Genomic DNA, 22,649 nt, shown 5'->3' on the forward strand with positions numbered 1-22,649 from the left:
CTAGGTGGCCGTCAGAGGCTCCTGGAGCCCCTGTCCGGATATGGGGAGTCGTCTCGGGGGCGCGGAGGGCGGCACATGCGCATTCAGGTACCCGCAAACCCCCATGACTGTCGGCGGTACCGGTAGACTGGAAGAGAATCCCGCCTCACTGCGGAACTGTCGAACGACGCAGCCGGCTCCTCTATGCCCGGAGCACGGCCTGTGCTGTGCCAGAAAGGGCGCTTCGTGGCCGATTCCGGCAACCCCAACGAGAACAACCAGTACACCGCCAGCAACATCCAGGTCCTGGAGGGCCTGGATGCGGTGCGCAAGCGCCCCGGTATGTACATCGGCTCGACCGGTGAGCGCGGCCTGCACCACATGGTGCAGGAGGTCGTCGACAACTCGGTCGACGAGGCCCTGGCCGGCCACGCGGACACCATCGACGTGACGATCCTGGCCGACGGCGGCGTGCGCGTCGTCGACAACGGCCGAGGCATCCCCGTCGGCATCGTCGAGTCCGAGGGCAAGCCGGCCGTGGAGGTCGTGCTGACGGTCCTCCACGCGGGCGGCAAGTTCGGCGGCGGCGGCTACGCGGTCTCCGGCGGTCTGCACGGCGTCGGCGTCTCCGTCGTCAACGCCCTCTCCACCAAGGTCTCGGTCGAGATCAAGACCGACGGCCACCGCTGGACGCAGGACTACAAGGCGGGCGCCCCCACCGCGCCCCTCGCGAAGCACGAGGAGACCTCCGAGACCGGCACCTCGGTCACGTTCTGGTCCGACCCGGAGATCTTCGAGACCACCGAGTACTCCTTCGAGACGCTCTCGCGCCGCTTCCAGGAGATGGCGTTCCTCAACAAGGGCCTGACGATCACGCTCACCGACGAGCGCGAGTCCGCCAAGGCCACGGTCGGCGCCGACGACCCGGACGCCGAGGCCGCCGCCGAGGCGAGCGCCCGCACGGTGACGTACCACTACGAGGGCGGCATCGTCGACTTCGTGAAGTACCTCAACTCGCGCAAGGGCGAGCTGGTCAACCCGACCGTCATCGACATCGAGGCCGAGGACAAGGAGCGCCTGCTCTCCGCCGAGATCGCGATGCAGTGGAACTCGTCGTACAGCGAGGGCGTGTACTCCTTCGCCAACACGATCCACACCCACGAGGGCGGCACCCACGAGGAGGGCTTCCGCGCCGCGCTGACGACGCTCGTCAACAAGTACGCGCGCGAGAAGAAGCTGCTCCGCGAGAAGGACGACAACCTCACCGGCGACGACATCCGCGAGGGTCTGACCGCGATCATCTCGGTCAAGATCGGCGAGCCGCAGTTCGAGGGCCAGACCAAGACCAAGCTCGGCAACACCGAGGCGAAGACCTTCGTCCAGAAGGTCGTCCACGAGCACCTGACGGACTGGTTCGACCGCAACCCCAACGAGGCCGCGGACATCATCCGCAAGGGCATCCAGGCCGCCACCGCGCGCGTGGCCGCGCGCAAGGCCCGCGACCTGACCCGCCGCAAGGGCCTCCTGGAGTCGGCCTCCCTCCCGGGCAAGCTCTCCGACTGCCAGTCGAACGACCCCACCAAGTGCGAGATCTTCATCGTCGAGGGCGACTCCGCCGGCGGCTCCGCCAAGTCCGGCCGGAACCCGATGTACCAGGCCATCCTGCCGATCCGCGGCAAGATCCTGAACGTCGAGAAGGCCCGGATCGACAAGATCCTCCAGAACACCGAGGTCCAGGCGCTGATCTCCGCCTTCGGCACCGGCGTCCACGAGGACTTCGACATCGAGAAGCTCCGCTATCACAAGATCATCCTGATGGCGGACGCCGACGTCGACGGTCAGCACATCAACACCCTGCTGCTCACCTTCCTCTTCCGCTTCATGCGACCGCTGATCGAGCACGGGCACGTGTACCTCTCCCGCCCGCCGCTCTACAAGATCAAGTGGGGCCGTGAGGACTTCGAGTACGCCTACTCGGACCGCGAGCGCGACGCCCTGGTCGAGCTGGGCAAGCAGAACGGCAAGCGGATCAGGGACGACTCGATCCAGCGCTTCAAGGGTCTCGGCGAGATGAACGCCGAAGAGCTGCGCGTCACCACCATGGACGTCGAGCACCGCGTCCTCGGCCAGGTCACCCTGGACGACGCCGCCCAGGCCGACGACCTGTTCTCGGTGCTGATGGGCGAGGACGTCGAGGCACGCCGCTCGTTCATCCAGCGCAACGCCAAGGACGTTCGCTTCCTCGACATCTGAGTCGGTCTCAGCTGACCGTACGAAAGGACTGACGACCAGCAATGGCCGACGAGAACACCCCCGTGACCACCGAAGAAGAAGAGCCGGTGCTGCGGATCGAGCCCGTCGGGCTCGAGACCGAGATGCAGCGCTCGTACCTCGACTACGCGATGTCCGTCATCGTGTCCCGCGCGCTGCCCGACGTCCGCGACGGCCTCAAGCCCGTCCACCGGCGCGTGCTGTACGCGATGTACGACGGCGGCTACCGGCCCGAGAAGGGCTTCTACAAGTGCGCCCGCGTCGTCGGCGACGTCATGGGCACGTACCACCCGCACGGCGACACCTCCATCTACGACGCGCTCGTCCGCCTTGCCCAGCCCTGGTCGATGCGGATGCCGCTCGTCGACTCCAACGGCAACTTCGGCTCCCCGGGCAACGACCCGGCCGCCGCCATGCGCTACACCGAGTGCAAGATGGCGCCGCTGTCGATGGAGATGGTCCGGGACATCGACGAGGAGACCGTCGACTTCCAGGACAACTACGACGGCCGCAACCAGGAGCCGACGGTCCTCCCGGCGCGCTTCCCGAACCTGCTGGTCAACGGCTCCGCGGGCATCGCGGTCGGCATGGCGACCAACATCCCGCCGCACAACCTCCGCGAGGTCGCCGAGGGTGCCCTGTGGTACCTGTCCCACCCCGAGGCCGGCCACGAGGAGCTCCTCGACGCGCTCATCGAGCGGATCAAGGGACCGGACTTCCCCACCGGCGCGCTCGTCGTCGGCCGCAAGGGCATCGAGGAGGCGTACCGCACCGGCCGCGGCTCCATCACGATGCGCGCGGTCGTCGAGGTCGAGGAGATCCAGAACCGCCAGTGCCTGGTGGTCACCGAGCTGCCCTACCAGGTCAACCCGGACAACCTCGCGCAGAAGATCGCCGACCTGGTCAAGGACGGCAAGATCGGCGGCATCGCCGACGTCCGCGACGAGACCTCGTCCCGCACCGGCCAGCGCCTGGTCATCGTGCTCAAGCGCGACGCCGTCGCCAAGGTCGTCCTCAACAACCTGTACAAGCACACCGACCTCCAGACGAACTTCGGCGCCAACATGCTGGCGCTCGTCGACGGCGTGCCGCGCACCCTCTCCCTGGACGCGTTCATCCGCCACTGGGTGACGCACCAGATCGAGGTCATCGTCCGCCGGACGAAGTTCCGGCTGCGCAAGGCCGAGGAGCGCGCCCACATCCTGCGCGGCCTCCTCAAGGCGCTCGACGCGATCGACGAGGTCATCGCCCTCATCCGGCGCAGCGAGACCGTCGACGTCGCCCGCACGGGCCTCATGGACCTGCTGGCGATCGACGAGATCCAGGCCAACGCGATCCTGGAGATGCAGCTCCGCCGGCTCGCCGCCCTGGAGCGCCAGAAGATCATCGCCGAGCACGACGAGCTCCAGGCGAAGATCGACGAGTACAACGCGATCCTCGCCTCGCCCGAGAAGCAGCGGGCCATCGTCAGCGAAGAACTCACCGCGATCGTCGAGAAGTTCGGCGACGACCGCCGCTCCAAGCTGGTGCCCTTCGACGGCGACATGTCCATCGAGGACCTCATCGCCGAGGAGGACATCGTCGTCACGATCTCCCGCGGCGGCTATGTGAAGCGCACCAAGACCGAGGACTACCGGTCGCAGAAGCGCGGCGGCAAGGGCGTGCGCGGGACGAAGCTGAAGCAGGACGACATCGTCGACCACTTCTTCGTCTCCACCACCCACCACTGGCTGCTCTTCTTCACCAACAAGGGCCGGGTCTACCGGGCCAAGGCGTACGAGCTTCCGGACGCCGGCCGGGACGCGCGCGGCCAGCACGTGGCCAACCTGCTGGCCTTCCAGCCGGACGAGCAGATCGCCCAGATCCTCGCGATCCGCGACTACGAGGCCGCGCCGTACCTGGTCCTCGCCACCCGCTCCGGCCTGGTGAAGAAGACCGCGCTGAAGGACTACGACTCCCCGCGCTCGGGCGGCGTCATCGCCATCAACCTGCGCGAGCGGGAGGACGGCAGCGACGACGAGCTGATCGGCGCGGAGCTGGCCTCCGCCGAGGACGACCTGCTGCTCATCTCCAAGAAGGCGCAGTCGATCCGCTTCACCGCCACGGACGACGCGTTGCGCCCGATGGGCCGCGCCACTTCGGGTGTCAAGGGCATGAGTTTCCGCGAGGACGACGAACTGCTCTCGATGAATGTCGTCCGGCCCGGTACGTTCGTCTTCACCGCGACGGACGGCGGGTACGCGAAGCGCACCCCCGTCGACGAGTACCGCGTCCAGGGCCGCGGCGGCCTCGGCATCAAGGCCGCCAAGATCGTGGAGGACCGGGGCTCGCTCGTGGGCGCGCTGGTGGTGGAGGAGACCGACGAGATCCTCGCCATCACGCTGTCCGGCGGTGTGATTCGCACGCGAGTCAACGAAGTCAGGGAGACCGGCCGTGACACCATGGGCGTCCAGCTGATCAACCTGGGCAAGCGCGATGCCGTCGTCGGCATCGCACGGAACGCCGAGGCCGGCAGCGAGGACGAGGACGGCGACGATGTCGTCGACGCCGAAGACGCCTCCGTGGCGGCCCAGGCGACGGCAGCGGCCGAGGGCGTGGAGCCCGGGGCCGGGGAGCACGAGGAGTAGAGCGTGAGTGGAGCCACGGGCGCCGGATCGGCGGCCGCCGGAGCTTCTGCAGGTGCTGGAGCGTACGGCGCACGTGGCTCGGCCACGGACTCCCAGGGGGTTGCGGTGACGGACACTCGGGGGCAGCAGCCCCCCTATCAGGGCTACAACGGCGCTCTGCCGGGCGAGCGCCCCGCGGCGCAGCCGACGGGCGCCTACCACCCGCCGAGGGCCTACGAGGGCACTCAGGGCGGCGGGGGCACCCAGGGCGGCCAGCAGTCCGCCTCGGCGGTGCGCAGGCCCCGCACGGGCGCGCGGACGACCCCGCGCACCCGCAAGGCGCGGCTGCGGGTGGCGAAGGCCGACCCGTGGTCGGTCATGAAGGTGAGCTTCCTGCTCTCCATCGCGCTGGGCATCTGCACGGTCGTCGCGGCGGCCGTGCTGTGGATGGTCATGGACGCCATGGGCGTCTTCTCGACGGTCGGCGGGACGATCAGCGAGGCGACGGGCTCCAACGAGTCCAACGGCTTCGACCTGCAGTCCTTCCTGTCGCTGCCGAGGGTTCTGATGTTCACCTCGGTGATCGCCGTGATCGACGTGGTCCTGATGACCGCCCTGGCGACCCTGGGCGCGTTCATCTACAACCTGTCGGCCGGCTTCGTCGGCGGCGTCGAGCTGACGCTGGCCGAGGACGAGTAGTCCGCGGGCGGGGGGCCACCCGGAACCGATTTTGGGACTGGCCCCCACGTGCGCTAATGTTCAGGAGTCAGCGCGGCGGGAAACAAACCGCGAAGCGCGGCGGGGCTATAGCTCAGTTGGTTAGAGCGCATCCCTGATAAGGATGAGGCCACAGGTTCAAATCCTGTTAGCCCCACAGCAGTGATCGACCCGGACGGTTCCGCCGTCCGGGTCGATTTCTTTGTGTGAGGTTTGGCGCTCGTACAGGTCACCGATCGGTATCGGTCGATGTGTAGAGTGGGGATCAGAAGTCTCCTACGTCAACGAAAGACGAGGTCGCGCGGTGAAGAAGCTGCTCCTGGTCGCACTGGCCGCCATCGGCGGGCTCCTCGTGTACCGCCAGATCCAGGCGGATCGCGCCGAGCAGGACCTGTGGACGGAGGCGACCGACTCCGTGCCGTCCGGTTCCGGTGTCTGAGACCCACCCATCTGAAACCGTGATCCCGGCCGCGCACCGCGCGGCCGGGATCACGGCTTTTCCGGGCCCCTTTTCCCGGGGACCGGCCCTCGACGGCCCCGGGCACCCCCGGTTCGCGTGAGCGAACGAAGGGATTGCTCGGGCGAAGTCCTGGCCGCGTGAGCGCCCTCCGCCGGGCCCGGCGGGCGAATCCGTCCCCCGTGCGGACACCGGAGGCGCGCGCGGGGCAGGATGGTCCGGCACGACGGACACGACGAGGGGAAGCGCGTGAGCACGCAGGCGGGGGCCACGGCCGGAGAGCGGACCGGACGGCGGAGAAGGACCGCGGCCGGGCCGCGCAAGGCCGCGGCGCTCCTCACGGCCGCCGCGGCGGTCGGCACGCTCACCGCACTGCCCGCGCGCGCGGCCGAGGGCCCGGACCTCCCCCCGTACGCCTTCGACGCCTCGGCGCAGCGGATCGCGGGCGCCGCCTCCAGCGGCAACGCCGTCGAGCTGGAGCCCGGCAGGACCTACCGGGACACCCTCAAGAAGGACGGCAAGGTCTACTACCGGCTCAACCTGGGCACGGACCGGAACTCCTACGTCTCCGTCGTCGCCGTCCCGAAGCCGGGCGGGAAGGCCGCGTACGGCGACGGCTTCCAGGTGAGCATCCAGGACGGCAGCGGCACCGAATGCGGCTCCCAGGACGTCAACTTCGCCGTCGGCGACCACGTCCGGCCCCTGACCGCCTACGCGCGCCGGATCGTCGACCCGGACGAATCGAGCTGCCAGGAGGCCGGCCCGTACTACGTGCTCGTCGAGCGCGAGTCGGACGCCGAATCCGCCCAGGACGACTGGGAACTGGAGATCCAGCACCTCACCGAACCGCTGCTGACCGGGAAGGGCCCCGACAAGCTGCCCGAGGCCTGGCCCTCGAAGATGCCCGCGCTGCCCGTCGGCGACGCGAAGGACCGCCAGGGCGGGGACGGCTTCGCCCGCGCGGTCTCCGTGGAGAGGGGCGAGTGGCGGGCCCGGATCCGGCCCGGCCAGACGCTCTTCTGGCGGGTGCCGGTCGACTGGGGCCAGCAGGTCTTCGCCAGCGCCGAACTGGGCAGCAGCGCGGCCGGCGACGACAGCGTCAGCTACGCGCTCGCCCTCGGCATCGACAACCCGGCGCGCGGCTTCGTCGACCTCCGGACGGGCAGCTACAACGGCAAGCCCGCCACCGTCGCCCTCGCCCCGCTGCGGCCGGTCGCCCACGAGAACCGCAGCACGTACGAGACCGCCACCAACGGCATGCGGTTCGCCGGCTGGTACTACCTCACCGCCACCCTCAGCCCGGAGGTCGCCGAGGAGTACGGCGACGGGGCCCTCCCGCTGACCCTGCGCGTCGACGTCACCGGGACGAAGAAGTCCGCCCCCGGGTACGCGGGCGACGCCGGCGCCTTCCAGGTGACCGCCCAGGACGAGAAGGCCGCCGCGAACGGCTCCCCCGGCACCGAGGCGGACGGCGGCGGCACCGCGATGGTCGCCCTCGCCGCCGGCGGCCTCGGCCTGGGCACCGTCCTGCTCGTCGGCCTCGGCGCCTGGACCTTCCTGGCCCGCCGCCCCACCGGGGGACGCTAGGGGCCGGGGGCGCCTCGGATCCGGACCGGGCTCCCGGATCCGGGTTCAGATCTGGGTCAGCGCCCAGAAGCCGACCGCGAGCGACACCAGCGCGAGCAGCAGCACCGGGACCGCCACCTTCGGGGGCGGTCCCGGACGGCGTTCCGGAACCGGTTCCGGGGCGAAGGCCGACGCCAGGGGTGCGGTCAGGGGCGGTGCCAGGGGTGATGTCAGGGGCGATCCCAGGGGCGTCTCGGGGACGGTGCCGGGCACCCCGGCGGTCCGGGCGGGGTAGGGATGCGCAGGGGCGTGGGAGCCGTGGGGCGGGGCGGGGGCCCGCGGCACCGGGGAGCCGAAAGAGGGGGCGGGATGCGCGACCGGCGGGGGCAGGTGGAAGCTGCCCGTCTCGGAGGGCGAGGGCACCGGCGCGTCCTGCCGGTACGGGTTCCGGCCCTGCTCCTGGTACGCCTGGGGAGCCTGTGCGGGCGGTACGGCGGCGGGCGCCGCGACCGGGGCGGGCGGGGCCTGCGGGGCGTCCTGGACCGGGCGCGGGGCGTCCTGGACCGGGCGCGGGGCGTCCTGGGCCGGGCGGGCGACGGGGCCGTCGGGGCCGAAGCCCGCGGGCAGCGGGCCGAGCTGGTCGAAGATCTCGACCGGCTCCTCGCCGTCCTCCGTCTCGGGCAGCAGCTCCACGGCCGCGCTCAGCGCCTTCCGCACCCCCGTGGCCGTCCGGAAGCGGACCTGCGGATCGGGCTGGAGCAGCCCGGCGATGACCTGCCACAGCGGCTCCGGGACGCTCGCGGGGGCCGGCGGGGTGCCGTGGGCCAGGAAGTGCTCCACGAGCGCCTGGGAGTCCGGCCGGGTGCCGTGCAGCAGGTAGAGCGCGACGAGCCCGACCGCGTACAGGTCCGCCGTGAAGTCGGGCTCCGCCCCGAGGAGCTGCTCGGGGGCGAAGTAACCGGGCGTGCCCACCACGTAGTTGGTCTCGGTGAGCCGGGGTTCGCCCTTGCGCATCGAGATGCCGAAGTCCGACAGGCGCAGGTGCGGCCGGCCCGTCCCGGTGGCCTCCATCAGGATGTTGGCCGGCTTGATGTCGCGGTGGACCACGCCCTCCGCGTGCACCGTCGCCAGGCCCGAGAGGAGCTGGTCGAGCAGGGTGCAGACATAGCGGGGCGGCAGCGCCCCGTAGTCGCCGATGACGTGGGCGAGCGAGCCGCCCGCGACCAGGTCCATCGTGAAGAGGACCTGGTCGTCGTCGGCGGCCCAGCTGGCCGGGGCGAGGACGTGCGGGTGGTCGATCCGCAGCGCCTGCTCGCGGACGAAGCGGAGCAGCGTGTGCGCGTCGCTCTGCTGGAGCACCTTGGCCGCCACGTAGCGGCGCCGGCGGTGGTCCCAGGCGCGCCAGACCGCGCCGGCCCCGCCCCGCCCGATCGGATCGACCAGCTCGTACCTGCCGGCGAAGACCTCACCCATCGTGCTGCGCCCGCTCCCCGTCAGTCGGTCAGTCGGTCAGTCGTCAGTCGTGCGTGCCGTGTCAGTTCTGGTGCGACTCGTAGTGCGCGACCGCGTCGGCGGTGCGCCCGGCGCCGTACACCCGGAGGAACTCTGCCAGTTCGGGGTGGGCGGGGGCGAGGGAGTCGGCGGCGTCGATGATGTCCCCGGCGGCGGCCACGGAGCGCAACAGCGACTGGATCTCGCGGACCACGCGGCGCACGGTCGGGGCGCCGGAGCCGTTGGCGGTCTGGCCGCTGGTGCCGGTGAGGACGGAGCCGCCCTGGGACTTCTTGATCTCGTCCATCCGGTCGGTGGCCTCGGCGGCGCTGACGCTGCCGTCGGCGACCTGGACGGCGAGCTCCTGGAGGGCCTGGACGCGCTGGACCACGGCCGGGTTGCCGATCTTGGCGCGCTGGCCGCTCATGAGCTGGGAGAGCATGGGCGCGGAGAGCCCGAGCACGGCGGCCAGCCTGGCCTGATTGAGCCCGAGGTCGTCGATCAGCCGGCGGAAGAGCGCCCCCAGCGGCTCCCCGTACCAACTGCGCTGAAGCTCTCTGGCTCTTGCCGTGGCTTCCTGCTGCGCTGCGTCCATCACTTCTCCCCATCCCTGCGGTTCGCCACTGCGAACCTCGGTCAGCATCTTACGGAGAGTGGTCGTCCACCGGGAGTCCCCACCTTTTGCCCCGGACCGGGGGAGACCCGGTACGCTGTTCTCGTTCCGGGGCCTTAGCTCAGTTGGTAGAGCGCTGTCTTTGCATGGCAGATGTCAGGGGTTCGACTCCCCTAGGCTCCACACAGTCACACCCCCCTGACCTGGCGAGAAGCGGTCAGGGGGGTGTTCTCGTCGTCCCGCCGGGCCGGCGGGGACGGAGAGTGCCGCTGTCTACCGCGGCCCGGTGGGGCGGGTCAGGACGCGGGCCAGGTCCAGGACGCCGAGCGCGACCATCGCGACGCCCAAGGGGACGTGGAACGCGGGCAGATGGGCGACGCCCAGGACGACCTGCACGGAGGCGAGCACGAGGAACCCGGTGGCGTACAGGACGGGGCGGGGGCTGCCGCCGCCCGGGCGCCAGGCCACGATCGCGGCCAGCACGTAGAGCATCGTGGCGCCGTACATCACCCGGGAGCCGGCGTCGTGGAGCAGCGCGCCCCGCGACGAGGAGGCGATCAGGGCTCCGGCGGTGGCCGTCTGGAAGAACAGGGCCAGGGCCTGGAGGGCGACGGCGGCCCTGACGGCCTTGGGGAAGGCGGCGGCGCGCGGCGTCGCCGCCACGGTCTGTCCGGACATCCGGGGGTCCTTTCGAGGGCGAGAGGGCGGGGCGAGGGGCGGGGCGAGGAGGGCGTGGGGCGGGTCCCTCAGCGGAGGGTGAGGGGGGTCTCGGCGGCGACGCGGCCGAGCTTCTCGGGGTTGCGGACGTAGTAGAGGCCGCTGATCCGGCCGTCCTCGACGCGCATCGCCATGACGCCGTCCAGCTCGCCGTCGAGGAACACGGCGAGCGCCGGAGAGCCGTTGACGAAGGTGGGCTCGGTGGTCACCTCGGCCTCGGCCTTGAGGGAGCCGCCGAGGTAGAAGCGGGTCACCTTGTCGGCGCCGAGGACCGGGCGGACGGCGGCCCGCTTGATCCCGCCGCCGTCGCTGACGAGGACGACGTCGGGGGCGAGCAGGTCCAGGAAGTCCTGGGGGTCCCGGGTCTCCAGGGCCCGCCGGAAGGAGTCCGCGACCGCGCGGGCCTCCCGGGCGGAGACCGTGGTGCGGGGGCGGCGGGCGTCGACGTGCCGGCGGGCCCGGTGCGCGATCTGGCGGACGGCGGCCGGGGTCTTGTCGACGGCCGCCGCGATCTCGTCGTACCCCACCTCGAAGACCTCGCGGAGGACGAAGACGGCCCGCTCGGTGGGGGTGAGGGTCTCCAGGACCAGCATCATCGCCATGGAGACGCTCTCGGTGAGCTCGACGTCCTCGGCCACGTCCGGCGCGGTCAGCAGCGGTTCCGGCAGCCACTGGCCGACGTACGCCTCCCGGCGGCGCCGCACGGTGCGGAGCCGGTTGAGGGCCTGCCGGGTGGTGATCCGCACGAGGTACGCCCGCCGGTCGCGGACCTGCTCCAGGTCGACCCCGGTCCAGCGCAGCCAGGTCTCCTGGAGGACGTCCTCGGCGTCGGCGGCCGAGCCGAGCATCTCGTAGGCCACGGTGAAGAGCAGGTTGCGGTGGGCGACGAAGGTCTCGGTCGCCGGGTCGGTGCCGGTGGTGGGTTCGCTGGGCATCTCGCGGTCTCTCCCCGTTCCTCGTCCGTGCCGTCAGGCCGCGTGCTCGGGGGTGGCCGCCGGGACGCCGGCGCGCTCACGCAGCCGCCGGGCGCGGTGTCCGCCGTCCTTCTGCCAGGAGTGCGTGCCGGGCTTCCGGGCCTCCCCGGTCAGGTGCTTGACGCTGAGCGCGCAGGCGAGTTCCTTGAGCTTCGCCCCCGGCCGCCCGCCGACATAGATTCGCATCGGCCGGTCGTCCTTGTGTGCGATTTGGAAGATCGCGGTGTCGCGGCCGAGGCTCAGGCACATCGCGTTGAACGCCACGTCCACGGGGGCCGGCTCCCGGGCCGCGAGGCGGGCGAGGACGGTGTCGGCGGCGTGCGCGCCGAGGCAGCCGGCGACGTAGGCGCTCATCCGGAAGGGCAGGTCCGAGGGGGCCGCGCCGTCCCCGGCCGCGACGATCCGCCCGTCGTCGACGCTGGTGAGCGTCTCGTCGGTGAGCAGCCTTCCGGCCGCGTCGGTGCTCAGGCCGCTGCGCGCGGCCAGGTCGGGGACGCCGAACCCGGCGGTCCAGACGGTGAGCCGGCCGGTCACCGCGCGGCCGTCGGCGAGCCGGACGGAGTCCTCCGTCACCTCGGTGACCCGCGTGCCGGGGCCGTCGAGGACGGTGACCCCGAGGGCGGCGAACCGCCGGGCGGCCGAGCGGCGGGCCCGGGGGTGGAGGTAGGGGCCGAGGACGCCGCCGCAGACCAGGGACACCGGGCGGCGGCCTCCGTCGGCGAGTTCGGCTGCGGTCTCGATGCCGGTGGGGCCCGCGCCGACGACGGTGACCGGGGCTCCGGCGGGCAGGGCGGCGACGGCGGCCCGCAGCCGCTCGGCCGCCTCCAGTTCCGCGACCTGGTGGGCGTGGGCGAGGGCGCCGGGGACCTCGGGGCGGGCGGTGGTGCTGCCGACCGCGTAGACCAGGTAGTCGTACGGGAGGGTGGCGCCCGACTCCAGCGTCACCACGCGCGCGGGGGCGTCGATCCGGTCCACGGAGCCGACGGCGAGCCGTACGCGTTCCGCCAGCACCTCCTCGTACCGGACGGTCGCGGGGTGGCTGCCGCCGACCAGCTGGTGCAGCCGGAGGCGGGCGACGAACGACGGCCGGGGGTTGACCACGGTCACGGTGACGTCGTCGCGCAGGGTGAGGCGGTTGGCCGCCATGACGCCGGCGTACCCGCCGCCGATCACGACCACTCGGGTGTTCCCGCTCATGGTGTCTCTCCTCCGTCTTCAGGGGGTCGGCCTCAAGACACCGAGGGGCCTTCGCCTGTGACGCAGGTGTGACGGGGATCACTGAGCGGGGGGTGCGAGGGAGGTGTGAGGAGAGGGCGCGGCAGAAGGGCGGGGAAGCCGCGGACGGCGGGAGCGGGGCGGGGAAGCCGGGGGCGAGGGGGCCGAACGGGTGGTGTTCATCGGAAGAACTGCGCGGCCGCGGCGTCGCTGCGCCGGATCCGGCACCCCGTACAGATCATGAGAAAGGTATGTAAAGCGCGCAACCCGAAATGAACCATCCGAGAACGCCCCACCAGCGAAAGAGAGGGACCATGGCCACCGCCAAGGTCAAGCAGTTCTGGACCGCCTTCATCTCCGTCCTCTTCGCCCTGCTCGCCTCCGTCGGCCTGGCGACCCCCGCCGCCGCCCGCGGCCAGGCCCCGGTCACCCAGCCCGAGGAGCCGGCCGCCCCCGCCGCCGCCCCCGCCCCGGCCGTCGCCGAGCGTGCCGCAGGCGTCGTCACCCAGCGGCGGGCGGAGCCCTGGTACCCCGTCGCGCAGGGCTCGCTGCCGCCCACCATCAAGCAGCGCATCGGCGCCGAGGCGCACGGCTCCTCGCCCTCCGTCCGGCACTCCCGCGCCGCCGCTCCGCTCGCGAGCGACCCGGTGGCCCTCGCCGAACTCGCCCTCGCGACGGCGGCCTAGGGTGCGGGGAGAGCACACGGTCTCCCTCCCCGCACCCCGCCGCGTACGCGGTTCCGGCTCAGCGGCGCTCGTCGGGCTCCGTGGACTCGGTCTCCTTCTCCGTCTCGATCCCGGGCACGGCCTCGGTCTCGACCTCCACGTCGACCCCGGACTCCGCGGACACGACCGTCCCGGCCCCGCCCTCCGCGCTCGTGAGCACCTCCGAGGCGAACGGCGTGCCCGAGCTCTCGTCCCCGTCGGTGGGAGCGGGCGGCTCGACCAGCCAGTCGGGATTGGCCTGCCGGTCCCACCACTTCCAGGCGGCGAACGCGCCGCCGACCAGCACGCCCGTCAGGGCGAGCACCTTGACGAGACGCCCGGCCCTGGCCCGGCGCTCCTGCTTCCTCACGATCTTCCGGACGTCGTCCGGCGTCACCTGACCGCGTAGCGCGGCCCAGGCGGCAGTGGAACGCGACCCGGCCTCCCCGAGGACGGGACCGGTCGCGGCGACCGCGTGCTCGACGCGCGGCACGGTGTAGTCGGCCACCTGATGGGCGACCGAGCGGGTCCGGACCGCGGCGCGATGCGCGGCCTCGTCGACCCCCGGCGGCACATGCGGTGCCACGTACGCGGCGTACTGCGCGCGGGCCTGTGCGCGCGCCTGCCGAGCGGCGCCCGACACCTTGGGTGCGAGCCGCACCCGTGCCTCGTGGGCATAGTGCGCGGCCTGGTCCTTGGCCGTGCCGGCGTACGGCGCCACCACGTCCGCGGCGTGCAGGACGCTTTCCTTCGCCGAATCCGTCGCGGCGCGCACGCTGTCCATGCGACTCACGGGTTCCTCCTCCTCGGTGGCGAGCGGTGTCGGTTTTTCACCTTTCCATCCTTTTCGGCATCATGCCTGCCGGAACCGTTCCCGTCATGCGGGGCGGGCATCCGGGGCAGCCGGCCGGAGCGGACGGTACGGCCGCCCGGAGCGGGCGGGGGACGCGGACGGGCCGTTCGGGGCCGCTCCGGCATGCGAGGATCGGACTCGCCAGAGCCGCGGGCACGTGAGGCGATCCGTCCCCCGGCGTGACGCACGACCAGGGAGGGAAGGCGGACCGTGGCCATGCCGTACGCGATCCTCAAGACCAGCGCGGGCGACATCGAGGTGCGCCTGATGCCGTTCCACGCGCCGAAGACGGTGCGGAACTTCACCGAACTCGCCACCGGCGCGCGCGAGTGGACCCACCCGGGCACCGGGCAGGTCTCCTCGGAGCCCCTCTACGACGGCACGGTCTTCCACCGGGTCATCGGCGACTTCATGATCCAGGGCGGCGACCCGCTGGGCACCGGCACCGGCGGCCCGGGCTACGAGTTCCCGGACGAGTTCCACCCCGAGCTGTGGTTCGACCGGCCGTACCTGCTGGCGATGGCCAACGCGGGCCCGGGCACCAACGGCTCGCAGTTCTTCATCACGGTCGGCCCCGCGACCTGGCTGAACCGCAAGCACACCATCTTCGGCGAGGTGGTGGACCCCAAGAGCCGGGCCGTCGTGGACGCCATCGCGGCGGTCCCCACCGACGCCCAGACCCAGCGGCCGCTGACGGACGTCGTGGTCGAGTCCGTGGTGATCGAGCAGCGCTGACCGGGAAGGACGGGACCCCGCCCATGGACACGCAGTCCGGAACGCCTCACTGCTACCGCCACCCCGGCACCGAGACGGGCATCCGCTGCACCCGCTGCGAGAAGCCCATCTGCCCGGAGTGCATGATCTCCGCCTCCGTCGGCTTCCAGTGCCCCGACTGCGTCCGGACCGGCTCCGGCACCGGGCACGCGGCCGGCGCCAACCAGGCGAGGACGCTCGCGGGCGGCCGGGTCAGGAGCGACGACCGGCTGGTCACCAAGATCCTCATCGGGACCTGCGTGCTGGTCTACGGCCTGGTGCTGGTCCTCGGCGACCGCCTCGTCGACGAGCTGGTGCTGATCGGGTACGCGTACAACCCGCTGCTCGGCGAGGTCGTCGGGGTCGCGGACGGGGAGTGGTACCGGCTGCTCACCTCCACGGTCCTGCACCAGGAGCCGTGGCACATCCTCTTCAACCTGATCGGCCTGTGGGTGATCGGCGGCATCGTCGAGCCCGAGCTCGGCCGGTCCCGGTACGCGCTGCTGTGCCTGGTCTCCGGGTTGTCCGGCTCGGTCCTCGCCTATGTCGTCGCCGCCCCGAACCAGCCCTCGCTGGGCGCCTCGGGCATCGTCTACGGGCTGATCGGCGCCTGGGCGGTGCTGGCCCGGCGGCGGCGCCACGACATGCGTCCGGTGGCCCTCTTCGTGGCGCTGTCCCTGGTCATGACGTTCACCCGCCCGGGGATCTCGTGGGAGGCGCACGTCGGCGGTCTGGTGGCCGGCGCGCTCCTGACCTTCGCGCTGGTGCAGGCGCCCCGGGCCCGCCGGGAGCTGATCCAGTTCGGGGCCTGTGGACTGCTGCTGCTGATCGACGTGGGCGTCGTCCTGGCCCGGACGGCGGCGCTCACCTGAGTGCACAGGTCTGTGGATGAGCTGGGGAAGCGAGCTTTCCCCAGAGTTATCCACAGCGTGTGCCCGGTTCTCCCCACCGCCGTGAGAACGACCGAGCCCCCTGCCTCTGACCTGGGTTTTCTCCAGGGAGGCAGGGGGCTCAGGGCTGCTGTGGACAGTCGTTCGCGGTCGTACCGGCGTCAACCCGGTGTGAGTTATCCACAGATCTTCGTAAGTTATCCAGTGCTGTGCACAACGCTGTGGATAAACTCTGGGGTGAGCTTGACGACGGCCGCGCGGACCCGCTAAGCGCCCCTAAAGGGCTCACTTCCACTGCGTGGAGACACCGAACCCGGCCGCGATGAAGCCGAAGCCGACCACGATGTTCCAGTTCCTGATCGACTCGATCGGGAGCGAACCGTCGGTGACGTAGAAGACCACGATCCACACCAGACCGATGGTGAACAGGGCCAGCATCACCGGGGCGACCCAGCTGCGGTTCGTCAGCTTGATGGTGGCGGCCTGCTTCGCCGGCGGGGGCGTGTAGTCGGCCTTCTTGCGGATCCGTGACTTCGGCACGAGGGACTCTCCTGTCGATGCGCTGCGTGACCGCGCAGGGAACTGTGGCTGTCGCCGGGATGTGACGTAGCAGGTCGACTGCGCCCCCCGGGCGTCCGTTAGCGTAGTGGTTCCGCGGCACAGAAGGGGATCAGGGTACGTTGAGCAATTCCGCCGACACGCCGGGCGAACCCCCCGCCGGACCGGCCCGCGCCCCCCGCTGGCGTCCCGTCCGGCTGCTGACCCTCGCCGTCTTCGCCCTCGCCGGGCTGCTCTTCGTCACCAGTTTCAACACCGCCAAGGGCACCAACATCCGCACGGACGCCTCCCTCCTGAGGCTCTCCGACCTCATCGAGGAACGCAGCCACAAGAACGCCGGCCTCGACGAGACCGCCGCCGCCCTGCGCGGCGAGGTCGACTCCCTCGCCGCCCGCGACGACGGCTCGACCGCCGCCGAGGACCGGCGGCTGAAGGCACTGGAGACCGCCGCGGGCACCGCCGAGGTCTCCGGCCCCGGCCTCACCGTCACCCTGAACGACGCCCCGTCCGACGCCCAGGCCGCCCCCGGCTACCCCGAGCCGCAGGCCAACGACCTGGTCATCCACCAGCAGGACCTCCAGGCCGTCGTCAACGCCCTCTGGGAGGGCGGCGCCGAAGGCATCCGCGTCATGGACCAGCGGCTCATCTCCACCAGCGCGGTCCGCTGCGTCGGCAACACCCTCATCCTCCAGGGCCGCGTCTACTCGCCGCCCTACAGGATCACCGCCGTCGGTGACCGCGGACGCCTCGACAAGGCCCTCGCCGACTCCCCGGCGCTCCAGAACTACCAGCTGTACGTGAAGGCCTACGGGCTCGGCTGGAAGGTCGACGACCACAAGGACGTCACCCTCCCCGGCTACACCGGCGCGGTCGACCTCCACCACGCGAAGCCCGCCGCCTAGGACCGACCGGGACCGGTTGTCCACAGGCTTCGGACAGCTTCCCCCCGACGGGGTCCTCGCCCCGTACTCTGGTGCCCGTAACGAACGGAAGGGGCGGCGACGTCATGTACGGCTGGATCTGGCGGCATCTGCCGGGCAACGCGCTGGTACGGGCGCTGATCTCCGTCGCGCTGGTGCTCGGCATCGTCTACGTCCTCTTCCAGTACGTGTTCCCCTGGGCGGAGCCTCTGCTTCCGTTCAACGATGTGACGGTGGACGGCCAGTGAGCGCGCGAATTCTCGTCGTCGACAACTACGACAGCTTCGTCTTCAACCTCGTGCAGTACCTCTACCAGCTCGGCGCCGAGTGCGAGGTGCTCCGCAACGACGAGGTGGAGCTGAGCCACGCCCAGGACGGCTTCGACGGCGTCCTGCTGTCGCCGGGACCCGGCTCCCCCGAGCAGGCCGGCGTCTGCGTCGACATGGTGCGGCACTGCGCCGACACCGGGGTGCCCGTCTTCGGCGTCTGCCTCGGCATGCAGTCGATGGCGGTCGCCTACGGCGGCGTCGTCGACCGCGCCCCCGAGCTGCTGCACGGCAAGACCTCGCCCGTCGTCCACGAGGGCAAGGGCGTCTTCGCCGGCCTCCCCTCGCCGTTCACGGCCACCCGCTACCACTCGCTCGCCGCCGAGCCGGCCGCCCTGCCCGCCGAGCTCGAAGTCACCGCGCGGACCGAGGACGGCATCATCATGGGCCTCCGCCACCGCGAACTGCCCGTCGAAGGGGTCCAGTTCCACCCCGAGTCGGTGCTCACCGAGCACGGCCACCTGATGCTCGCCAACTGGCTGGTGCGGTGCGGGGACGAAGGAGCGGTCGGCCGGTCGGCGGGGCTCGCTCCGGTGGTGGGCAAGGCCGTCGCGTGACCACGGGCTCGCCGTGGTTCCGGGCCTCCGAACAGCCCGGGACCGAGCCGATACCCCAGGAGCACGGCCCCGGACCGTACGACCGGGCCCCTTACGAGCGGGCCTCCTACGAGCAGGGCCCGTACGAGCAGGGCCCGTACGACTACGGGCAGCAGCCCCCGCAGCCGTATCCGTACCCCTCCGAGCCCGGGTACGGGAACGGGCCGGCGTACGGCCAGGGGGCACCGCCCCCCGCCGCCCCGGCCCCGCAGGAGCCCGCGTACGGGTCCATACCCGAGCCGTACGAAGCCGCCCCCGAGCCGTACCGAGCCGCCCCCGAGCCGTACGAGCCCACGACCGAGGCGTACGAGGCCGTACGCGAGCCGTACGGGGCCACGGAGACGCGGGAGCTGCCGGAGGTCACCGAGGGTGCGCAGGAGCCCGTGGAGCCCCTTCCCGGGCCCGGACGGGCCGAGCGGCGCCGCGCCGCCCAGCAGGGCCGGGGCAAGGGCCGCAGGGGCGCCGCCCCGCAGCCCGGAGCCGGGCCCGGGCCGGCCGGGGACGCCGGCGGGCGGCCCCTGTCCCGGGTGGAGGCCCGCCGTGCCGCCCGGCGGGAGGCCAAGGCGGCCAAGGACACCATCGGCGTCGTCGTCGGCGAACTGTTCATCACCCTCGGCGTCGTCATGCTCCTCTTCGTCGCCTACCAGCTGTGGTGGACCAACGTCCTCGCCGGCCAGGAGACCGACCAGGCCAAGGCCAAGATCGAGGACACCTGGGCCAAGGGCGAGAGCAAGCCGGACGTCTTCGCCCCCGGCGAGGGCTTCGCCATCATGTACATCCCCAAGCTGGACGTCGTCGTCCCCGTCGCCGAGGGCATCAGCAAGCCCAAGGTCCTCGACAAGGGCATGGTCGGCCACTACGGCGAGGGCAAGCTCAAGACCGCCATGCCCTCCGACAAGCAGGGCAACTTCGCCGTCGCCGGCCACCGCAACACCCACGGCGAGCCGTTCCGCTACATCAACCGGCTCAAGCCCGGCGACCCCATCGTGGTCGAGACCCAGGACGCCTACTACACCTACGAGATGGCGAGCATCCTCCCCCAGACCGCACCCTCCAACATCTCCGTCATCGACCCCGTCCCCAAGGGATCCGGCTTCACCGGACCCGGCCGGTACATCACCCTGACCACCTGCACGCCCGAGTTCACCAGCACCTACCGCATGATCGTGTGGGGAAAGCTGGTCGAGGAACGGCCGCGCAGCAAGGGAAAGCCGACCGCGCTCGTAGGCTGACGCGCCTTTCTTCGGGGTCTCTGGCGAGCATGACCGATGTCGTTCGCAGGTTCATGGATCGAATGCGTGACCCTTCCGTGGTGGTGTCGTTGATCAGATGACAGCACCAGGGGTGAGGGGAGGGGTATCGGTGGGCCGGAGGCTGCCGTTGGGTGAGGGGGAGGCGGCTCGTACCGCCTGCGCGCCCGTCCTGCTCCGATCGGGTGTGGACGAGAAGACCGGCGAGGTCCTCACCACCGCCGCTCTCGCGGAGCGGGTGGGCTGGTGCGCCGGTCTCGTGGAGGGCATGGCGGGTCCGCTGCTGTCCGAACACTGGAACGCCGCCGACATCGATGCGCTGGCCTCCGGTGTGGACGCGGGTGGGACGAATCTGCCGTCGCAGGCGTGGATGGCGTTGCGTCGCCTGGGCTGGGGTGTCGCCCCGCCGGCCGGGGTGCGGGTGAACGACCGGATCGTGCGCATGGCTCAGGAGCAGGCCGGGCGGATGCTGCGGTCGGTGAAGTGGCGCGCCGACCTGGTGGCCGGGGTACTGGCCACGTGGCCTGCCGACCCGGACAGGCGCACGCCTGCCGAGTGGGACGCGGTGCGCGCCGCGATCCCCGGCGGGGAGCACCTGCCCTCTGGCGTGATCCGTTCCCGTACCCGCCAGATCACCGCGTACGCGCGCAGGCACGGGCGTCTCCCGGTGGATGTGTTCGAGCTGGAACCGTCGCCGGGTACGGCACGGATGCTGCTGCTCGCCGCGTGCGACGGCCAGCAGGCCACCCTTGAACGCGCCGATGACGGGCACCGGGCGCTGCTGCGGCTGCAACTCCCCACCCGGCCCGACCCAGCTTCGTACGCGGACTGGACCTGGGTGGCCTGCCCGATCACACTGCCGCCCACGGTCCCGGCGAACGCGGTGCTCCACCTGCCCACCCTGCGTCCCACGGGCGGAAGAGTCCGGGCCGACCTGGCCTTCACCCATGCCGTGCCCAGGCTCCGGCGCACCGGGCACACGGTCGCGCTCGGGGTGGACTGGGGTCTGAACACCCTCCTGTCCGCAGGCACGGTCCGGCTGCACGCCGACGGGCGGATCACCGCCCTCGGGACGGGCGCGCAGTTCCGGGCGGCCGGGGTCCTGGCCAAGCAGCACCGGCTGCGCCGCGTCAGCGAGCACCTGCACGCCAGGACCGACCACTACACCCGGCTCGCCGACCCCACCCTGGACGGCAAACACGCGGTGCTCACCGAGGAGATCCGGCGCGTCGCGGCACGCCGCTCGCACCTCAACGACGCCCTCGCCCGGGCAGCGGCCCGCTGGGCCGTGGACCAGGCCGTCGCGGCCGGGGCCACGGTCATCTACCTGGAAGACCTGCGCTCACTGGAAGCCAGGGGCATGGGCCGCACGACGAACACCCGCCTGGCCCAGACCGTGCGAGGCCAGATCGCCGAGTGGATGCGGCACCTCGCCGCCGAGACCGGCATCGCCGTCGTCACCGTTCCCGCCAGGAACACCTCCCGGCACTGCCCGCACTGCCTCACGCCCTTGCGGCATCGCAAGGCCCCCGACCGGCCCACCACGCGGGGCTGGAAATGGGCCCTCTGCCCCGGCTGCGGGTGGCAGGGCGACCGCGACCAGGGCGCCTGGCGCCGCATCGCCGCACGCGGCCTGGCCCACCAGACCAAGACCACCACCGACCGCACCAGCGGGCAGGTGGTCATCCGCACGGTGGTCGACCGGCTCGAAGCCACGGCCGTGATCACCGCCGCCCCGAAGACCAGCCGAGCGGACCGGTCCAAGACCGGCCCGACCCGGCCGCGCACCCACCGCCCCGCGCCCAGGCGACGCGGGGTTCCCTCCCCGGCACGACCCCCGGGCCGTGCCGGCAAGCGTCCGGAGGGACACGCACCAACGGACCGGCCCCGACTGCCCCGCGCAGCCCACCGGCACCAGAGCGTGACCACGATCAGCGCACCCACCAACCGCCGACATCGGCCGCGCGGAGCAGCGCTGGGCGCGGGATTCCACCTCCACGCCCACGCCTCCCCAGCCAGGTGGACAGTACCCATACCGGACCCTACGGTTCGGATGGGGTCGCTCGGCTGATCAGAGACGCTGAGACCCCACACCTCCAGAAGGGACGAGGGCCGACCCAGTGTCACGTGCGCGCAACCGGATCGCCGGGCTCATCAGCGTCTTCGGCGAACTCCTCATCACAGCCGGCCTCGTGCTCGGACTCTTCGTCGTCTACTCGCTGTGGTGGACGAACGTCCTCGCCGACCGCGCGGCCGACAAGGAGGGCGCCCAGGTCCGCGGCGAATGGGCCGACGAAGGCCCCGGCGCCCTCGACACCAAGGGCGGGCTCGGCTTCCTCCACGTTCCCGCCTTCGGCGGCGACGAGATCCTCGTGAAGCGGGGCACCGAGCCCTCGGTCCTCAACAACGGCGTCGCCGGCTACTACACCGAGCCGGTCAGGTCCGCCCTCCCGCAGGACGAGGAGGGCAACTTCACGCTCGCCGCCCACCGCGACGGCCACGGCGCCAAGTTCCACGACATCCACAAGTTGAAGAACGGCGATCCGATCGTCTTCGAGTCCAAGGACACCTGGTACGTCTACAAGGTCTACAAGACGCTCCCGGAGACCACGAAGTACAACGTGGACGTCCTCCAGCCGGTCCCCGGGGAGTCCGGCAAGGACAAGCCCGGCCGGTACATCACCCTGACCACCTGCACCCCGATGTACACCTCGGACTACCGCTACATCGTCTGGGGCGAGCTCGCCCGCACGGAGAAGGTCGACGCGGACCGCACCCCGCCGGTCGAACTCCGCTGACGGGTTCTAGATTCGACCTCATTATTTGATGCGCTTCTTCGGTGCCCGACGTGAAGCCGGGCACCGAAGAGCATGCGAGACTTGCTTTAGCCGCAGTGAACGCCGCCGCTTCCGCTCTGGCCAGTAGCTATAGGAGCAACGGAAGAAACTTGTCCGTAGAGGTGAATGCACCTTCCGGCCGCGTATACGCTAACCGGGCCAGCATAGTAGTTAAAGTGGTCCCCCTCGTATGCGGTCGGCTGCCCTGCACTGTCGCAGAAAGCTCCGGGCGTGCTCGTCTTGCATACGGCCAGTGTGACGCTGACGAAGCTGGAGGTGCCGTATCCACCTGCTGTCGTCTTCACGGTCACCGCGCAGTTTCGCCCCGTAGACGAATCGTAGTACACATGGATATT

Annotated in this window: 21 protein-coding genes and 2 tRNA genes; 16 read left to right on the top strand and 7 right to left on the bottom strand. The window is 71.4% G+C overall.

From position 1 onward, the window contains the following. The first annotated feature begins 201 nt into the window (after positions 1-201). The 6 genes from gyrB to IE326_RS12295 all read left to right on the top strand — a co-directional run bounded on the left by gyrB (position 202) and on the right by IE326_RS12295 (position 7,617). Positions 202-2,232: a DNA topoisomerase (ATP-hydrolyzing) subunit B gene (gene gyrB / locus IE326_RS12270; RefSeq protein ID WP_150229574.1), complete on the top strand. Its 2,031-nt coding sequence runs from the start codon at positions 202-204 to the stop codon at positions 2,230-2,232. A 41-nt stretch (positions 2,233-2,273) separates the two neighbouring features. Then, positions 2,274-4,877, top strand: a complete 2,604-nt coding sequence (gene gyrA, locus IE326_RS12275) for a DNA gyrase subunit A (RefSeq protein WP_150229572.1) — start codon at positions 2,274-2,276, stop codon at positions 4,875-4,877. A gap of 105 nt (positions 4,878-4,982) precedes the next feature. Next, positions 4,983-5,555: a DUF3566 domain-containing protein gene (locus IE326_RS12280; RefSeq protein WP_150229570.1), complete on the top strand. Its 573-nt coding sequence runs from the start codon at positions 4,983-4,985 to the stop codon at positions 5,553-5,555. Between the two features lie 101 nt (positions 5,556-5,656). After that, a tRNA-Ile gene (locus tag IE326_RS12285) sits at positions 5,657-5,730 on the top strand. A gap of 147 nt (positions 5,731-5,877) precedes the next feature. Beyond that, positions 5,878-6,012, top strand: coding sequence for a DLW-39 family protein (locus tag IE326_RS12290; RefSeq protein ID WP_208809277.1), 135 nt, complete (start codon positions 5,878-5,880; stop codon positions 6,010-6,012). Between the two features lie 267 nt (positions 6,013-6,279). Beyond that, the gene (locus IE326_RS12295; protein ID WP_190041515.1) at positions 6,280-7,617 is read left to right on the top strand and encodes a hypothetical protein; all 1,338 of its coding nucleotides are present in this window, start codon (positions 6,280-6,282) and stop codon (positions 7,615-7,617) included. 45 nt (positions 7,618-7,662) lie between these two features. Here the strand turns inward: IE326_RS12295 and IE326_RS12300 are convergent, their stop codons facing one another. Beyond that, a complete protein-coding gene (locus tag IE326_RS12300; protein WP_190041516.1) occupies positions 7,663-9,069 on the bottom strand; it encodes a serine/threonine-protein kinase in 1,407 nt (468 codons plus the stop codon). A gap of 61 nt (positions 9,070-9,130) precedes the next feature. Continuing rightward, complete coding sequence (locus IE326_RS12305; RefSeq protein WP_030761314.1) at positions 9,131-9,682, bottom strand: helix-turn-helix domain-containing protein; 552 nt, start codon at positions 9,680-9,682, stop codon at positions 9,131-9,133. A 128-nt stretch (positions 9,683-9,810) separates the two neighbouring features. Between IE326_RS12305 and IE326_RS12310 the strand changes: the two genes are divergently transcribed. Beyond that, positions 9,811-9,883: transfer RNA gene (locus tag IE326_RS12310), tRNA-Ala, on the top strand. A 90-nt stretch (positions 9,884-9,973) separates the two neighbouring features. On the opposite strand, the gene IE326_RS12315 is transcribed toward IE326_RS12310, so the two are convergent. The 3 genes from IE326_RS12315 to IE326_RS12325 form a co-directional block, all read right to left on the bottom strand. Next, the gene (locus IE326_RS12315) at positions 9,974-10,378 is read right to left on the bottom strand and encodes a hypothetical protein (RefSeq protein WP_150229563.1); all 405 of its coding nucleotides are present in this window, start codon (positions 10,376-10,378) and stop codon (positions 9,974-9,976) included. Positions 10,379-10,446: 68 nt separating this feature from the next. Next, the gene (locus IE326_RS12320) at positions 10,447-11,352 is read right to left on the bottom strand and encodes an RNA polymerase sigma-70 factor (RefSeq protein ID WP_150229561.1); all 906 of its coding nucleotides are present in this window, start codon (positions 11,350-11,352) and stop codon (positions 10,447-10,449) included. A gap of 33 nt (positions 11,353-11,385) precedes the next feature. Further along, complete coding sequence (locus tag IE326_RS12325; RefSeq protein WP_190041517.1) at positions 11,386-12,588, bottom strand: NAD(P)/FAD-dependent oxidoreductase; 1,203 nt, start codon at positions 12,586-12,588, stop codon at positions 11,386-11,388. Positions 12,589-12,920: 332 nt separating this feature from the next. On the opposite strand from IE326_RS12325, the gene IE326_RS12330 reads away from it, so the two are divergent. Then, positions 12,921-13,292, top strand: coding sequence for a DUF6344 domain-containing protein (locus IE326_RS12330; protein WP_190041518.1), 372 nt, complete (start codon positions 12,921-12,923; stop codon positions 13,290-13,292). 58 nt (positions 13,293-13,350) lie between these two features. Here IE326_RS12330 and IE326_RS12335 read toward each other — a convergent pair whose 3' ends face one another. Further along, positions 13,351-14,103: a DUF5324 family protein gene (locus tag IE326_RS12335; protein ID WP_170313840.1), complete on the bottom strand. Its 753-nt coding sequence runs from the start codon at positions 14,101-14,103 to the stop codon at positions 13,351-13,353. A gap of 276 nt (positions 14,104-14,379) precedes the next feature. On the opposite strand from IE326_RS12335, the gene IE326_RS12340 reads away from it, so the two are divergent. Further along, positions 14,380-14,898, top strand: coding sequence for a peptidylprolyl isomerase (locus IE326_RS12340; protein ID WP_150232870.1), 519 nt, complete (start codon positions 14,380-14,382; stop codon positions 14,896-14,898). 23 nt (positions 14,899-14,921) lie between these two features. Beyond that, on the top strand, positions 14,922-15,788 hold the full coding sequence (locus IE326_RS12345) for a rhomboid family intramembrane serine protease (RefSeq protein WP_150229555.1): 867 nt from the start codon (positions 14,922-14,924) through the stop codon (positions 15,786-15,788). A 303-nt stretch (positions 15,789-16,091) separates the two neighbouring features. On the opposite strand, the gene crgA is transcribed toward IE326_RS12345, so the two are convergent. Then, positions 16,092-16,346, bottom strand: coding sequence for a cell division protein CrgA (gene crgA / locus IE326_RS12350; RefSeq protein ID WP_150229554.1), 255 nt, complete (start codon positions 16,344-16,346; stop codon positions 16,092-16,094). 140 nt (positions 16,347-16,486) lie between these two features. Here crgA and IE326_RS12355 point away from each other — a divergent pair, with 140 nt between their 5' ends. The 6 genes from IE326_RS12355 to IE326_RS12380 all read left to right on the top strand — a co-directional run bounded on the left by IE326_RS12355 (position 16,487) and on the right by IE326_RS12380 (position 22,254). Then, a complete protein-coding gene (locus IE326_RS12355; RefSeq protein ID WP_190041519.1) occupies positions 16,487-17,266 on the top strand; it encodes a DUF881 domain-containing protein in 780 nt (259 codons plus the stop codon). Between the two features lie 71 nt (positions 17,267-17,337). Next, on the top strand, positions 17,338-17,532 hold the full coding sequence (locus IE326_RS12360) for a hypothetical protein (RefSeq protein ID WP_150229550.1): 195 nt from the start codon (positions 17,338-17,340) through the stop codon (positions 17,530-17,532). Further along, positions 17,529-18,167 (top strand): aminodeoxychorismate/anthranilate synthase component II, encoded by a 639-nt coding sequence (locus IE326_RS12365; protein WP_150229548.1) that lies wholly within the window; start codon positions 17,529-17,531, stop codon positions 18,165-18,167. Before IE326_RS12360 ends, IE326_RS12365 begins: the two co-directional genes overlap by 4 nt. Continuing rightward, on the top strand, positions 18,164-19,438 hold the full coding sequence (locus tag IE326_RS12370) for a class E sortase (protein WP_190041520.1): 1,275 nt from the start codon (positions 18,164-18,166) through the stop codon (positions 19,436-19,438). The genes IE326_RS12365 and IE326_RS12370 overlap by 4 nt, the downstream gene beginning before the upstream one ends. A 205-nt stretch (positions 19,439-19,643) precedes the next feature. After that, the gene (locus tag IE326_RS12375) at positions 19,644-21,527 is read left to right on the top strand and encodes a zinc ribbon domain-containing protein (RefSeq protein WP_229915305.1); all 1,884 of its coding nucleotides are present in this window, start codon (positions 19,644-19,646) and stop codon (positions 21,525-21,527) included. Between the two features lie 49 nt (positions 21,528-21,576). After that, the gene (locus IE326_RS12380; RefSeq protein ID WP_190041522.1) at positions 21,577-22,254 is read left to right on the top strand and encodes a class E sortase; all 678 of its coding nucleotides are present in this window, start codon (positions 21,577-21,579) and stop codon (positions 22,252-22,254) included. Positions 22,255-22,649 lie beyond the last annotated feature (395 nt).

It is taken from the genome of Streptomyces filamentosus, assembly GCF_014654895.1.
GTDB classification, from domain to species: Bacteria; Actinomycetota; Actinomycetes; order Streptomycetales; family Streptomycetaceae; genus Streptomyces; species Streptomyces filamentosus.